The sequence below is a fragment of the Chryseobacterium sp. W4I1 genome, from assembly GCF_030816115.1.
Taxonomy (GTDB): Bacteria; Bacteroidota; Bacteroidia; order Flavobacteriales; family Weeksellaceae; genus Chryseobacterium.
Window position 1 is genome coordinate 1,425,326 of record NZ_JAUSXQ010000001.1, and the last position, 13,078, is coordinate 1,438,403.

Annotated in this window: 14 protein-coding genes; 10 read left to right on the forward strand and 4 right to left on the reverse strand. The window is 36.8% G+C overall.

What is annotated here, in order from left to right; genetic code table 11:
* Window positions 1-100 precede the first annotated feature (100 nt).
* From QF044_RS06560 to QF044_RS06590, 7 genes are all read left to right on the forward strand, one after another.
* Window positions 101-436 carry a hypothetical protein gene (locus QF044_RS06560; RefSeq protein ID WP_307265143.1) on the forward strand — a complete coding sequence of 112 codons (336 nt, stop codon included), beginning with the start codon at window positions 101-103 and terminating at the stop codon, window positions 434-436.
* Between the two features lie 431 nt (window positions 437-867).
* Entirely contained in the window at window positions 868-1,950 is a 1,083-nt protein-coding gene (locus tag QF044_RS06565; protein WP_307265146.1) for a chorismate mutase, read from the forward strand.
* A gap of 99 nt (window positions 1,951-2,049) precedes the next feature.
* Window positions 2,050-2,976 (forward strand): ribosome small subunit-dependent GTPase A, encoded by a 927-nt coding sequence (gene rsgA, locus QF044_RS06570; RefSeq protein WP_307265149.1) that lies wholly within the window; start codon window positions 2,050-2,052, stop codon window positions 2,974-2,976.
* Window positions 2,977-3,587: 611 nt separating this feature from the next.
* Window positions 3,588-4,004, forward strand: a complete 417-nt coding sequence (locus QF044_RS06575) for a nucleoside-diphosphate kinase (protein ID WP_034707297.1) — start codon at window positions 3,588-3,590, stop codon at window positions 4,002-4,004.
* A 318-nt stretch (window positions 4,005-4,322) separates the two neighbouring features.
* Window positions 4,323-4,535: a hypothetical protein gene (locus tag QF044_RS06580; protein ID WP_307265155.1), complete on the forward strand. Its 213-nt coding sequence runs from the start codon at window positions 4,323-4,325 to the stop codon at window positions 4,533-4,535.
* Window positions 4,536-5,630: a DUF692 family multinuclear iron-containing protein gene (locus tag QF044_RS06585; protein ID WP_307265157.1), complete on the forward strand. Its 1,095-nt coding sequence runs from the start codon at window positions 4,536-4,538 to the stop codon at window positions 5,628-5,630. It begins immediately after the preceding gene.
* 39 nt (window positions 5,631-5,669) lie between these two features.
* Window positions 5,670-6,155 (forward strand): DUF1772 domain-containing protein, encoded by a 486-nt coding sequence (locus tag QF044_RS06590; protein ID WP_307265160.1) that lies wholly within the window; start codon window positions 5,670-5,672, stop codon window positions 6,153-6,155.
* 223 nt (window positions 6,156-6,378) lie between these two features.
* Here the strand turns inward: QF044_RS06590 and rpe are convergent, their stop codons facing one another.
* The gene (rpe, locus tag QF044_RS06595) at window positions 6,379-7,029 is read right to left on the reverse strand and encodes a ribulose-phosphate 3-epimerase (RefSeq protein ID WP_307265162.1); all 651 of its coding nucleotides are present in this window, start codon (window positions 7,027-7,029) and stop codon (window positions 6,379-6,381) included.
* Between the two features lie 122 nt (window positions 7,030-7,151).
* Window positions 7,152-8,225 carry a M28 family peptidase gene (locus tag QF044_RS06600; protein ID WP_307265163.1) on the reverse strand — a complete coding sequence of 358 codons (1,074 nt, stop codon included), beginning with the start codon at window positions 8,223-8,225 and terminating at the stop codon, window positions 7,152-7,154.
* Window positions 8,226-8,277: 52 nt separating this feature from the next.
* Between QF044_RS06600 and QF044_RS06605 the strand changes: the two genes are divergently transcribed.
* Entirely contained in the window at window positions 8,278-8,982 is a 705-nt protein-coding gene (locus QF044_RS06605; protein WP_307265166.1) for a DUF4294 domain-containing protein, read from the forward strand.
* Between the two features lie 59 nt (window positions 8,983-9,041).
* On the opposite strand, the gene QF044_RS06610 is transcribed toward QF044_RS06605, so the two are convergent.
* Entirely contained in the window at window positions 9,042-9,458 is a 417-nt protein-coding gene (locus QF044_RS06610; RefSeq protein ID WP_307265169.1) for an NUDIX domain-containing protein, read from the reverse strand.
* A gap of 94 nt (window positions 9,459-9,552) precedes the next feature.
* Entirely contained in the window at window positions 9,553-10,251 is a 699-nt protein-coding gene (gene mnmD, locus QF044_RS06615; RefSeq protein WP_307265171.1) for a tRNA (5-methylaminomethyl-2-thiouridine)(34)-methyltransferase MnmD, read from the reverse strand.
* Window positions 10,252-10,336: 85 nt separating this feature from the next.
* Here mnmD and QF044_RS06620 point away from each other — a divergent pair, with 85 nt between their 5' ends.
* Window positions 10,337-11,410, forward strand: coding sequence for a branched-chain amino acid aminotransferase (locus QF044_RS06620; RefSeq protein ID WP_307265174.1), 1,074 nt, complete (start codon window positions 10,337-10,339; stop codon window positions 11,408-11,410).
* A gap of 115 nt (window positions 11,411-11,525) precedes the next feature.
* Window positions 11,526-12,797 carry a spondin domain-containing protein gene (locus tag QF044_RS06625; protein ID WP_307265176.1) on the forward strand — a complete coding sequence of 424 codons (1,272 nt, stop codon included), beginning with the start codon at window positions 11,526-11,528 and terminating at the stop codon, window positions 12,795-12,797.
* The last annotated feature ends 281 nt before the right edge of the window (window positions 12,798-13,078 follow it).

Below are 13,078 nucleotides of genomic sequence, written 5' to 3' on the forward strand. Positions count from 1 at the left end.
TTCTTTCCTGAATAAAGAAGAGAAAGTAGTAAAAGAAGAAACCGTAGCCGTAAAAACAGAAAACCTTCCTCAAAACCATTTTACAGATACAGATCTGCAAATGGAATGGAATCTTATGCTCAAACAGCTTCAGAAAAGAAACAGCTTCATCTTTAATGCTGTAAAAACTTTTAAGCTGATAAAGGCTGAAGAAAATACCATTAAAGTTTTGTACCCTTCAGATTCTGCCAAGGTAGAATTTGATAAGATTGCTGGCGAATTCTTCAACCATTTCAAAACAAAGGTTCACAACCACAGCATTATTGTAGATTACCAGCGTGACTTTGATAACCTTAAGATTGAAGTGGTCACCAAGAAAAAAATCTTTGAAAAATTTATCGAGAAAAATCCTTTATTAAAAGATCTTGATGATCTGATGAAATTTGATCTCACTTAAGTTTTTGTATTTATCGCAATTTTTTTTTGTCAGACTAAGTTTTTTTATATCTTTGTCAAAGAATTTTGTTAAAAATAAGTTTTTGACAAAAACAAATCAGATTTAGAAGCTAAACAAACAGAAGTTTCAGAACTCAGTGGAAAAATTATCACTCCCATATCTGTCTCATTTTGCACCCGCTAATTACTTTAGCGGTTATTTTAGTTTTTCTGCTTTCTATTATAGAAATTTCAGAACGTATTATCGATTTTATTGGTACTGCTAACTGAATTTCTTTCCAAAAAATACAGGAGAATTAAAGTCCTTTTATTTTCCTGATTCCTTTAAACCATTTTGAACGGCATTTTTTGAAAAGATTTATAAAGTAAATTTTATAATGAAAGGACTATTGCTGTTAATTCAAAAAAATATAAAACAATAAATTTAAAAATATGAATTTAAAAGATGTAAAAAACGAGTGGATCAATGAGCTTTCACAGCCATTAATGATCGCAGGACCATGCAGTGCCGAAAGTGAAGCTCAGATGCTTGAAACTGCCAGAAGAATAAGAGAAACCAATGCTCAGGTGCCAATTTTCCGTGCAGGAATCTGGAAACCACGTACAAAGCCGAATGGTTTTGAAGGAGTAGGAGTAATCGGTCTGAACTGGCTGAAAAAAGTAAAAGAAGAATACGGATTCAAAACTGCTACAGAAGTTGCCAACGCTCACCATGTATTTGCTGCTTTGGAAGCGGATGTAGATGTTCTTTGGATTGGCGCTCGTTCTACAGTAAACCCGTTTACCGTGCAGGAGATCGCAATGGCTTTAAGAGGAACTGACAAACCAGTATTCGTTAAAAACCCTGTCAATCCGGATCTTGCTTTATGGATTGGCGCTTTAGAAAGACTTTTAGGTCAGGATATCAAAAATTTAGGTGTGATCCACAGAGGATTTTCAACTTACCAGAAAACAAAATATAGAAACAATCCAAACTGGCAGATTGCCCTTGATTTCAAAAGCCAGTTCCCCAATATTCCAATGCTGATAGACCCTTCCCACATCTGTGGAAACAGAACCGGTCTTGCAGATATTACACAGGAGGCACTGAATGTAGGATACCAGGGTGCGATCATTGAAAGCCACTGCAACCCTGATGAAGCTTGGAGCGACGCAGCACAGCAGATAACTCCTGAAGTACTTGCAGAGCTGATCGGGAACTTAAAAGTAAGAAACTCAGGTTTGGCAGGATTCGATAATGAAATGGGAAGACACAGAACCCTGATTTCTGATTTGGACTTCCAGCTGATCGAACTTCTTTCCCAAAGAATGAAGATCTCTGAAAAGATAGGGAAGCTTAAAAAAGAGAATGATATTGCTATTTTCCAGCCTGAAAGATGGAAAGTAATCACAGAATACGCCAATCAGAAAGCGAAAGAGACTGGGATGTCTCAGGAATTTATTGAGAAAGTTTTCAAAGCGATACATGAAGAATCTATTGAAGTACAGAACAGTATTATGATCGATAGAGCATAAGCGATAATTAATAAGTAATAGGCTTAGGAAATAGGGAAGAGTTTACTCAGATACCCAAATCCTAAGCCCTAATTGCTTATATTTGTAGCCAATTATCATATGAAAGGAAAAATCATTAAATCTACAGGCAGCTGGTACCAGGTCATGGAATTCGGAACAGATAAAATTTTCGAAGCAAGGATTCGTGGTAAATTCAAACTTATTAAAACAAGGCTTACCAATCCACTCGCTGTAGGAGATTTTGTAGAATTTCAGCTGGAACAGGATGATATTGCGTGGATCACCCAAATAGAGCCCCGTACCAATTATCTCATCAGAAAATCTGTCAACCTTTCAAAAGAAGCCCATATTATTGCTTCCAACATAGATCTTGCCTGCTTTATGTTCACCTTAAAGCATCCTGAAACCTCATTGGGCTTTCTGGACAGATTTCTGGCTTGCTGTGAAGCTTATAATATTACCCCCCTGATTCTGTTCAATAAAATTGATGTTCTGAATGAAGACGAAATTGAGTTGGTTAAGGATATAGAATTCCTTTATCAGGAAATAGGATACGATACTTTGGAGATCTCGTCTTATTCCAAACTGAATTTTGAGGAGCTAAGAGATCTTCTTAAAAATAAAACCTCAGTATTTTTCGGACATTCAGGGTGTGGAAAATCTACATTGGTAAACGCGCTGCAGCCCGGATTAAATTTAAAAACTTCTGAGATTTCAGATTCTCACCTAAAAGGAAAACATACCACAACATTTGCCCAAATGCACTTCTGGGATTTTGGTGGAAACGTGATTGATACTCCCGGTGTACGTGAATTTGCTATGATTGACATTGAAAAAGAAGAAGTACAACATTATTTTCCTGAGATCTTCAAGAAAAGAAAAGAATGTAAATTCCATAACTGCCTTCACATTAATGAGCCAAAATGTGCTGTTCTGGATGCTCTTGAAACCGGAGAAATTCAGCACTCCCGTTACGCCAATTATATAAAATTGATGGAAGAAGCTGACGAAAATTCACAGAAATAAAATATCCCTACAATTTGAACCCTTAATTAGAGTCAATCCGGAATTGATTCTATCTCTGCATGCTTACTTTTATAGATAAATTAAACTCTGAGTAAATTCATATAGCTCACAATAGAAATCTATAGCATCTCAAATTCTACAGTAAAAAAAGTTGATTTTTTTAAACAATAATTTACTTCAGAAAAATGAACTTTCAATTTTATAATAACTCTACTTTTTGACTTTAGTATTTTGGCAGATTAGTCTGCTTTTTTTCATTTGAACTCATTTGAAAAATCGAGTCAGAAAAAAATATCAAAAAATTAATATTATTTCATTGATTGAAATAGAAGCAATAATGTATTAATATGATTTTAATATGTTTTCAAAATTATCATATCGTTAATGAATTGCTCTGATTATTACAAATAAAAAACCCAGCCGAAGCTGGGTAAAAACTAATAACCATGAAAACTCAAATTAAACATGAGAATCGTAATAGAATTAACAATTACTGTGCCAAAGTTTTTATGTCATTTCTTAATAAAAGTTATTTTTATGTTAAAAAATATTTAAAATAAAAATGAAGAATATTTTTTGTAATTTTGCGGCATTAAAAAAATTATACATTTATGTCTAACATTACATTCACTATGATTAAGCCTGATGCTGTAGCAGACGGACATATCGGTGCTATATTAGGTAAGATCGCAGAAGGAGGTTTTAAGATTAAAGCTTTAAAATTAACTCAGCTTACAGTAGCTGATGCTAAAAAATTCTATGAAGTACATGCTGAAAGACCATTTTATGGTGAGTTGGTAGAATTCATGAGTTCAGGTCCTATCGTAGCTGCTGTTCTAGAAAAAGACAATGCAGTTGAAGACTTCAGAACATTAATCGGATCTACAAACCCTGCAGATGCAGCAGAAGGTACCATCAGAAAAATGTTTGCAAGAAGTATCGGAGAAAATGCGGTTCACGGTTCAGATTCTGACGAGAATGCTCTTATCGAAGCTCAATTCCACTTTTCAGGAAGAGAGATTTTCTAAGAAAGCTATTTTATACCATATAAAATCCAGAGAATTTTCTCTGGATTTTTTTATGCCAAAATGTCGTAGAGTATAGACTTTTAAATTTCATAATGAAGAGTACATATGTCAACATGATTTCTGGGCACTGATGGCTGTGAGGATTCACCATAAGGAAACAATTTTAACTAATATGCTGTTCCTTAATGCTAAATGGGAGTTTAGATATTAAAATATCAAGTCTAATCTTTAAATTTCAGAATATTCTCCATTAAATTATTGTATTTTTAGCATAACCATAAATGGAATGCTTATTGTAAGTTCCATAAAAAAGATATTATGAAAGTTCCAGCATTAGTAATGGCGAGTTTGTTAGCTGTAAGCGTATCAGCACAAACAACAAAACCCGTTAAAAAGGTAAAGAAGCCGGTAAGTAAAATTAAAAAAGCAGAATCTCCAAAACCTATAAAAACGGCAGAGACAAAGTTTGTACCTAAGAAAGACAGTGTTTTCAGAGGGGGCGGCGGTTGTCCGGCTTGTGGAATGGGATAGATGATGAAAAAACCGCTACTTGGATTGTCTATGATGCCGGAAGCAGAATTTGTTCCCGCCATATTACCTATGCTTCAGAATAATTCTGTGGATGTCTTGGAATGGTCTTTCGATACACTTTATGATACTGATGAGCCCGAATGGCTCGGAGGACTTCTTGATTTTTATTCGGAGAACAGCAGGCTTTTGGGACATGGGGTTTATTATTCTCTTTTTGATGCGAGATGGACTGACAGACAGGAAATCTGGTTGGAAAAATTAAAAAAAGAATTAGACCGTAGAAATTACAATCACCTCACCGAACATTTCGGTTTTATGAATACGGAGAATTTTCATCAGGGAGTTCCGCTTCCTGTTCCATTGGATCCTACTATTCTTAAGATAGGGAAAGACCGGTTGAGAAGGCTGCAGGATGCTGCAGAAATTCCTGTCGGAGTAGAAAATCTCGCTTTTTCATTTTCAATAGATGATGTGAAGGAGCAAGGGGAGTTCCTTAATGAATTGGTAGAAGAAATTGATGGCTTTCTGATTCTTGATCTTCATAATATTTACTGCCAAGCCTGTAATTTTGAGGTGGATATTCGGGAGATTGTCAATGTATATCCTTTGGAAAAAGTGAAAGAAATCCATTTGTCAGGAGGAAGCTGGCAGGAAAGTTCTTACGGAAAAAATGTAAGAAGAGATACGCATGACGACAGGATTCCGCAGGATATACTGAATATATTGCCCGGCGTAATCGCTCAGTGCCAAAATCTGAACTATGTCATCATCGAAAGGTTAGGTCACACCTTAAATACAGAAGCCGAAAAACAGATTTTCCTTGATGACTTTAATAAGGTTCAAAGAATTATTGAAACGTCAGATTATTCAGTTGGAGAGAAAAAATCATGGAACCGCAGAAAATTTGATTATTCGGAACCTTTTGAAGATTTGCTGCTGTATAATGAGCAGACAAGATTGACCAAACTTTTGTTTGATGGAAATGGAGTAGAATCTGTCAGAAATGAGAAGTTTCACTATTTCAAACCGGAAATCTGGGACGCAGAAATGATCCTGACGGCACAGCAGATCATCAAAAAATGGAATCCTTACTAGGGTTCTTTTCAATAGACAACAAATCAAAATTATATGAAAATGACAACGGTATTTTTACTCATTACTGCCGTACTTACGGCTTTGATTGCCGGGCTTTTCTATGCCTACTCGTGTTCTGTGGTACTGGGATTGGGAAAGCTTTCGGATACTGAATATCTCAAAGCTATGCAAAACATTAACCGGGAAATTCTTAATCCGGTTTTTTTTATGAGCTTTATGGGGACCGCAGTGCTTCTCCCGGTAACGGCTTTTCTTTTCAAGGGCCAGCAGCCGGCTTTCTTATTTCTTGTACTGGCAGCTGCTGCTTACCTGGTAGGCGTATTTGGTGTGACGGTTGCCGGCAATGTTCCTCTGAATGATATGCTTGATAAATTTGATATCAGCGGAGCAGCTATTGAAGCAGTCAAGCAGATGCGTGCGGATTTTGAAAACAGATGGAATCTTCTGAATAATATCAGAACGGTATTCTCCGTCATCAGTATTATTTTTGTGGTCTGTGCCTGCATCTGGAATAAAGAAGTTTAATAGCTTTTTTATAGATTAAGTAGAAATACGTAACGGATAAATTCAGTATTTCTACGGATGTGCTGTGTGCGTTTTTATTTGCAATTTTACAACAGCAATAGCACAAGGAATCTTAAGCATTAAAGTTTTACGACACAAAAACTAATAACCAAGACAGCTCAAATTCCACAAGAAGAAAGGCAGCCCGTAAAGCTGCCTTTTATGTGTTATAAGTCTAAAGAAATCAGATCTTTAATAATTCAATTGTTCGTTCCGGGCTTTCTGCAGAGAAAACTGCATTTCCGGCAACTAAAACGTCTGCGCCGGCTTCGAAAAGTTTGGAAGCGTTATCAAGATTAACTCCGCCGTCAATTTGGATAAGAGCCGTGGAATTGTTACTCAAAATAAGGTCTTTAGTCTCAGCAATCTTCTTGTATGTATTTTCAATGAATTTCTGGCCGCCAAATCCAGGGTTTACACTCATTAAAAGAACAAGATCTACGTCAGCAATAATGTCTTCAAGCATTAATACAGGAGTAGAAGGGTTTAAAACAACCCCTGCTTTTGCCCCTCTGCTCTGGATATGATGAATCGTTCTGTGAAGATGTGTACATGCTTCATAATGCACAGAAATAAGATCCGCACCGTGATTGATGAATTCATCCACATATTTATCCGGTTCTACGATCATCAAATGAACATCAACAAATTTTTTAGCATGCTGCTGTACAGTCTTCATCACTGGAAAGCCAAATGAAATGTTCGGGACAAATCTTCCATCCATCACATCGATGTGGAACCAGTCTGCCTGGGAATTGTTCAGCATTTCAATGTCTCTTTGCAGATTCCCGAAGTCTGCGGATAAAAGGGAAGGAGCAATAAGCTTCGTTTTCATTTTTACTTTTTATTAGATATTTAGAGTCAAGAACCAAGAGCCAAGATAAGTCTTGCGGATATTAGCATTTTTATGACCTATTTTTGAGCGTCTTGAATCTTGTGTCTTGCATCTTGATTCTCTTAGTGATACTTCAGTTTCATTTCCGGTTTGATCTTCAGAAGTGTTTCGTAGATCAGTTGGATTACGTTTCCTACATCTTCCTTAGAAACCATTTCTACCGTTGTATGCATGTAGCGCAAAGGTAAGGAAATTAATGCACTTGGTACTCCGCCGTTAGAATGTGCAAAAGCATCGGTGTCTGTTCCTGTTGCTCTGCTTGAAGCAGCTCTCTGGAAAGGAATTTTTTTAGATTTTGCTGTATCAATAATCAGTTCTCTGATGGTGTGATGAACACTTGGAGCAAAGAAAACGACAGGTCCGTCACCACATTTCTGGTCGCCCTCTTTTTTCTTTTCGATCATTGGGGTAGTGGTATCATGGGTAACATCGGTTACAATGGCGATATTAGGTTTAATAGTATCAGCAATCATATCTGCACCGTATAATCCTACTTCTTCCTGTACAGAATTTGTGATATACAGTCCGAATGGAATTGTTTTTTTGTTCTCTTTTAAAAGTCTTGCCACTTCTGCGATCATAAAGCCTCCAATTCTGTTATCCAATGCCCTGCAGACGAAATACCGGTCATTCATTTCAAAGAATTCATCAGGATAAGTGATCATACAGCCTACATAAATTCCCATTTCCTCTACTTCTTTTTTGGTAACAGCACCACAGTCGATGAAGATGTTTTCAATTTTCGGTGTAGGTTCGTTCTGATTGCTTCTGGTATGAATGGCGGGCCATCCGAAAACTCCTTTTGCAATTCCGTTTTCACCATGGATGTGAACAACTTTTGATGGGGCAATCGTCTGATCAGAGCCTCCGTTTCTGATCACATAGATCAATCCGTCATCTGTTATATAATTTACATACCAGGAAATTTCATCGGCATGAGCTTCAATCACTACTTTAAATTCAGCTTCGGGATTGATTATCCCATAGCAAGTTCCGTAATGATCAACTTCGATTTTGTCTACATACGGTCTGATGTAGTCCATCCAGATTTCCTGGCCTTTATGTTCGTAACCTGTTGGTGAAGAAGTATTTAAATATTTTTCTAAAAATTTCAAAGATTTCTTTTCAAATTTCATAAAAGGGAATGATTTTTGCGTGTAATTTTTGTTATAAGTAAGTGTAAAAATAATGAATTTTAGTAAGATTGTCTGCCTTTTTATCTTCTTTTTTGGAGTCAGTGTTTTTGGTCAGAAGGATTCTATCATTGCAAAGCCCCTCAATCAATATCCCGCTGAATCTTTAAAAACTGATGAGTTCGGTAATAAGTATTATTATGACGAACGCCAAAAGGTAAAGATTTATGAAATTAACGGTGAACCTGTGGTAGTGCTTGATGAGCTGGTTCTGGTTAACAAACCGCGGTTTAATAATCAGCTGGATAAAAATTACTATTATTTCCTTAACAAAAAGCTGAACCGCGTTTATCCGTTATTTGTTACTGCACTTGAGCAGTACAGAGGTATCCAGGCGGATATGACAGATATGGACAGCAAAGCCAAAAGAAAATTCATAAAAGAAAGACAAAATATGCTTGCAGATCAATATGAAAAACAGCTGAGAGATCTTACCACAACAGAAGGCCAGGTTTTTGCCAAGCTGATGAACAGGGCGACCGGAAAAAACGTTTACGAGATTATTAAAGAGATGAGAGGTGGATGGAGCGCTTTCTGGTGGAATGTAAAAGGTAAGATGGCAGATATAGATCTGAAAGACCAATACAACCCGCACAAGAACAGAACAGACGAATTTATAGAATCCCTCCTTCAGTCCAACTGGAATTCCGGTTATTTACAGCCTTATCCCGGAGCCGCAGATTTTAAGGTCAGAAAATAAGAACGCCTTAAAGTTTTTAAATATAAAGATAGACTCTACATATAAAATTCCTGTAATATTTACAGGAATTTTTCTTTTAACTTATCAAATACGATCTTATCGATTGGAAGTGGAAAAGGATTATCTGGCGTGTCAATGTCAATCCATTCTGCTTTCTCAATACAAGGATCCAGAATCAGAAAATCTTCTTCCGTGGTAATATTGACTATATAATATATGGTAAGGAGCTGTTCGTTTTCTCTGAAACGAGAAACCAGGAAATCTTCCTGCGTATAAAAATGCTCCACAACTTCAATTTTTACATTCAGCTCTTCATCAAATTCGCGGTGAAGGCATTCTATAAGTCCTTCACCAAATTCCAGACCTCCACCCGGAAATTTCATTAATTGTTCACCGGCATATTCTTCAAACAGGGTCAGTACTTTTTTGTCCTTTACTGCACATGCATACACCCTAATGTTGATCTTATCAATCATATGTAATATTTTGTATAGCTAAAATAAGGAAATTAGTAGAAAATGCCAATAAACCTATTTGCAAATTAGCCTTTTATAGCTCCTCTTTTCCTTATCAAACGTTGCTTTCTTCTTTATTCTCCATCTTCACTGCATTAATCATTTCCCGCTTTCCGGGAGGGCCCTGCTTTTTCTCCACCTTGAAATTCAGCTCCTGAAGAATCCTTCTTACGCTTCCTTTAGAAGAATAGGTTGTTAATAATCCGTTAACAGACATTTTGTCGGAAACCATTTCAAACAGCGGCTTTTCCCAAAGGTCAGGCTGTACTCTTGCTCCAAAGCAGTCAAAATAAACAAGGTTGATTTTTGGTAAGTCTTTGTCTTTCAGTTCGAAAAAGTCACATTCTATCTTTTTTAAATTAAAACCGCTAATGATTTCAGTGGATTTTCCCCAGTCTGCCTGATGAATTTTTTGATAAATATTTTTGAATTCCGGGTTATCAAAATGTTCAAAATAAGCCAGATCATTAATTTCAGATTCATTTATGGGGTATTTTTCCAGCGAAAAATAATTGATGACATGATTTTTGTCAGTTTTTAAATATTCATTAATTGTTACTAAAACATTCAAACCTGTTCCAAATCCGAGTTCTAAAATATTAATTTCGTAATCATTTGTTAAATTTAATCCGTTTTTGATAAACACGTGTTCTGCTTCCTGGAGTGCTCCGTGATGCGAATGATAGTTTTCATTTAAATCATTGATAAACAATGTTTTACTACCGTCGTTTGTGGTTTTAATCTCTCTTTTCAAGCTATTTTTTTGTCAAATTTACTTCAAAATTTTTATATTTAGAAAATTATGTTAAATTTGTAGAACATCGTAAAAATTTTAAAAAATGATAATTCAAAAAACTGAGAACTCCAGACTTTCGGATTTTGATCCGAATAATTTTTCATTTGGAAGTACTTTTATTGACCACATGGTTATATGCGAGTATGAAAATGGAAAGTGGGGTGATGTGAAATTGGTTCCTTATGGTCCTATACCATTTACACCAGCTATGATGGGAGTAAATTACGGACAAGCTTGTTTTGAAGGTATGAAAGCTTATAAAGACAAAGACGGGCAGGTTTTCCTTTTCAGGCCTGAAAAGAATTTTGAACGTATCAATAAATCAGCAAAACGTCTGGCGATGCCTGAAGTTACTGAAGAAATGTTTTTAGACGGATTAAAAGCATTAGTGGATATCGACAGAAACTGGATCCCACAAGGTGAAGGAATGTCATTGTATATCAGACCATTGATTTTTGCTACAGAGGAAGCTCTGAAAGCAAGAGTTGCCAATAAATATATGTTCGCTATCGTTGCGACACCGGCAAAGAGCTATTATTCGGAACCGGTTTCTGTAAAAATTTCAGATCACTATTCAAGAGCAGCCAACGGAGGTGTAGGTTCAGCTAAAGCAGCGGGTAACTATGCAGCTTCTTTCTATCCTACGCAGCTTGCCATTGAAGAAGGTTATGAGCAGATCATCTGGACGGATGATGCTACTCATGAATATTTTGAAGAGAGTGGAACAATGAATGTATTCGTAAGAATTAATGATACCATCTATACGCCTCCAACATCTGAAAAGATCCTTGACGGAGTAACCAGAGATAGTTTTATTCAGCTTGCCAAGAAAAGAGGAATTGAGGTTAAAATAGAGCCTGTAGCAGTAAAAACTGTAATTGAAGCTCAGAAGAACGGAACACTTAAAGAAGTTTGGGGAGTAGGTACAGCTGTTGTAACAACTGTATTCCAGGCTCTAGGATATGAAGGAACAAAACTTGAACTTCCAAGATTATCCGATGAGGAAAGCTATGCAGCACTCCTTAAAAAAGACCTGACTGATCTTCAGAACAACCTTAGCGAAGATTCTTTCGGATGGAGAGTTGTGGTTGAAAAAGACGTTTTGGAAACTGTTTAATTTTAACATTATCTGATTCAATAATAAGGACCGGCAGAAATTTATTCTGCCGGTTTTTTTATTTTCTCGCAAAATATTGGTAATTTCTCGCAAAATTTAGAATACTATGCAATTCATGAAGTTCAAATTACCCTTTGGGTTGCTTTCAGTGGTTGGTGTTTTAGCGCTTTCCTCATGCAGCAGTAACGATGATGCAGACCAGCCGGTAAATGATACCGCTGTAATCACTGTAGAAAATATCATTGAAAGTAAGGCACTCACCCAGTTCGGAACTTTCCAGAATGCAGGATCTTCACCTGTGCTTGCTCCCGGAGAATCTGCTTCTTTTACATTTTATGCAGGAAAAGGGCAGGCGATAAGCTTTGCAGCCATGTACGGAAACAGTAATGATCTGTTTTTTGCCCCTTCCAATCCTGGAATAAAACTGTACCAGGACAATGGTGATCCGGTAACCGGTGATGTTTCTTCGCAGATCAGGCTTTGGGATAACGGGACACGTGTCAATGAACCAGTAGGTCCTTCCGTAACTCATCCGGGAGCAACAGAACTTGTTACAAAAATTGTCACTGAAATTACATTAGCTACTCCTGCTTCACAACTGTTGAAGGCTGAACTGACTCATGAAGGAGGAACTAAATTCACCTTAAAATTAACCAATACTTCGGGTGGAACAGTGAATGAAACACCTATCAGTCAGGGAATTTGGGCTGTTTCCCATATTTCCGGAACAACACTTCTGAAACAGGATCCTATTTTCTCTCCGGGAAAACTGTCAGCGAACGGATTGACAGACTTGGCTGAAACTGGAAAAATCACTCCTTTAAGCCAGTATCTTACAGGGATTACAGGACCGAATTCTGCCTTTTCACCTGTTTTGGTCGTAGTATATAGCGGGAATGAAAATCCGATCTTTAAGAGCGGAGAGAGCGACCGTGGACAGGGATTGAAAGAGCTTGCTCAGCTGGGAAATCCGGATATTCTGGTGGCCTTTCTTAAAACCAAATCGGGTGTAAAAGAAGTCTACGTTCTGAAAGATCCGGCCACTACCGTATTGAAACCAAGGGTAGACGGAGCGAATGGCGGAAAAGCGTCCCAGGCCATTTCGGCTCGTAAAGGCGACCGTATTGCTTTTGTATCCATGTATGCACAATCCAATGACTGGTTTATTGCTTCTGCAGATAATGGGGTAGACGGTTCTACAAGAGGCGATATTTCTTCCATTATCGGGCTTTTCGATAACGGAACACTTAAAAGTTCCTTTCCGGGTGCGCACATAGGATCGCAGCCTGCTGAAGCTGAAAATAAGCCAATAGAGCAGCTTGCCAATCCAAATGAATTCAATACGCTTCCATCACTGCCACAGATGATTAAAGTAACTATTCAATAAGATTATTTAAATAAAGAAACAGTATACTCACCTCATTATGGGGTGATTTTTGTTTTAAAATTTAACTATTTTTCAATGATTTCAATTTTCCTCCAAAAAAACTGTATAATCTGTAAAATTGGCAGGTAAAAGACTAACGTTCTGAATGAAATAGTTTCAAGAATATTAATAGAACACAGTTGATATTTATTGGAAATTTAAATTTTAAATGCTTAAATGCTTAAATCTTTCAATTTTTAAATCTTTTTAATCTCCCAAGGGTGAGCTATCTAAAATACTTC

Bases quoted from the DNA above. Each gene is read 5' to 3' on its own strand.
- rsgA (WP_307265149.1), top strand. From the start codon at position 2,050: ATGAAAGGAAAAATCATTAAATCTACAGGCAGCTGGTACCAGGTCATG.
- QF044_RS06600 (WP_307265163.1), bottom strand. From the start codon at position 8,225: ATGAAATTTGAAAAGAAATCTTTGAAATTTTTAGAAAAATATTTAAAT.
- QF044_RS06620 (WP_307265174.1), top strand. From the start codon at position 10,337: ATGATAATTCAAAAAACTGAGAACTCCAGACTTTCGGATTTTGATCCG.
- QF044_RS06580 (WP_307265155.1), top strand. From the start codon at position 4,323: ATGAAAGTTCCAGCATTAGTAATGGCGAGTTTGTTAGCTGTAAGCGTA.
- QF044_RS06610 (WP_307265169.1), bottom strand. From the start codon at position 9,458: ATGATTGATAAGATCAACATTAGGGTGTATGCATGTGCAGTAAAGGAC.
- rpe (WP_307265162.1), bottom strand. From the start codon at position 7,029: ATGAAAACGAAGCTTATTGCTCCTTCCCTTTTATCCGCAGACTTCGGG.
- QF044_RS06575 (WP_034707297.1), top strand. From the start codon at position 3,588: ATGTCTAACATTACATTCACTATGATTAAGCCTGATGCTGTAGCAGAC.
- QF044_RS06605 (WP_307265166.1), top strand. From the start codon at position 8,278: ATGAATTTTAGTAAGATTGTCTGCCTTTTTATCTTCTTTTTTGGAGTC.
- QF044_RS06585 (WP_307265157.1), top strand. From the start codon at position 4,536: ATGATGAAAAAACCGCTACTTGGATTGTCTATGATGCCGGAAGCAGAA.
- QF044_RS06590 (WP_307265160.1), top strand. From the start codon at position 5,670: ATGACAACGGTATTTTTACTCATTACTGCCGTACTTACGGCTTTGATT.
- QF044_RS06565 (WP_307265146.1), top strand. From the start codon at position 868: ATGAATTTAAAAGATGTAAAAAACGAGTGGATCAATGAGCTTTCACAG.
- QF044_RS06560 (WP_307265143.1), top strand. From the start codon at position 101: ATGGAATGGAATCTTATGCTCAAACAGCTTCAGAAAAGAAACAGCTTC.
- QF044_RS06625 (WP_307265176.1), top strand. From the start codon at position 11,526: ATGAAGTTCAAATTACCCTTTGGGTTGCTTTCAGTGGTTGGTGTTTTA.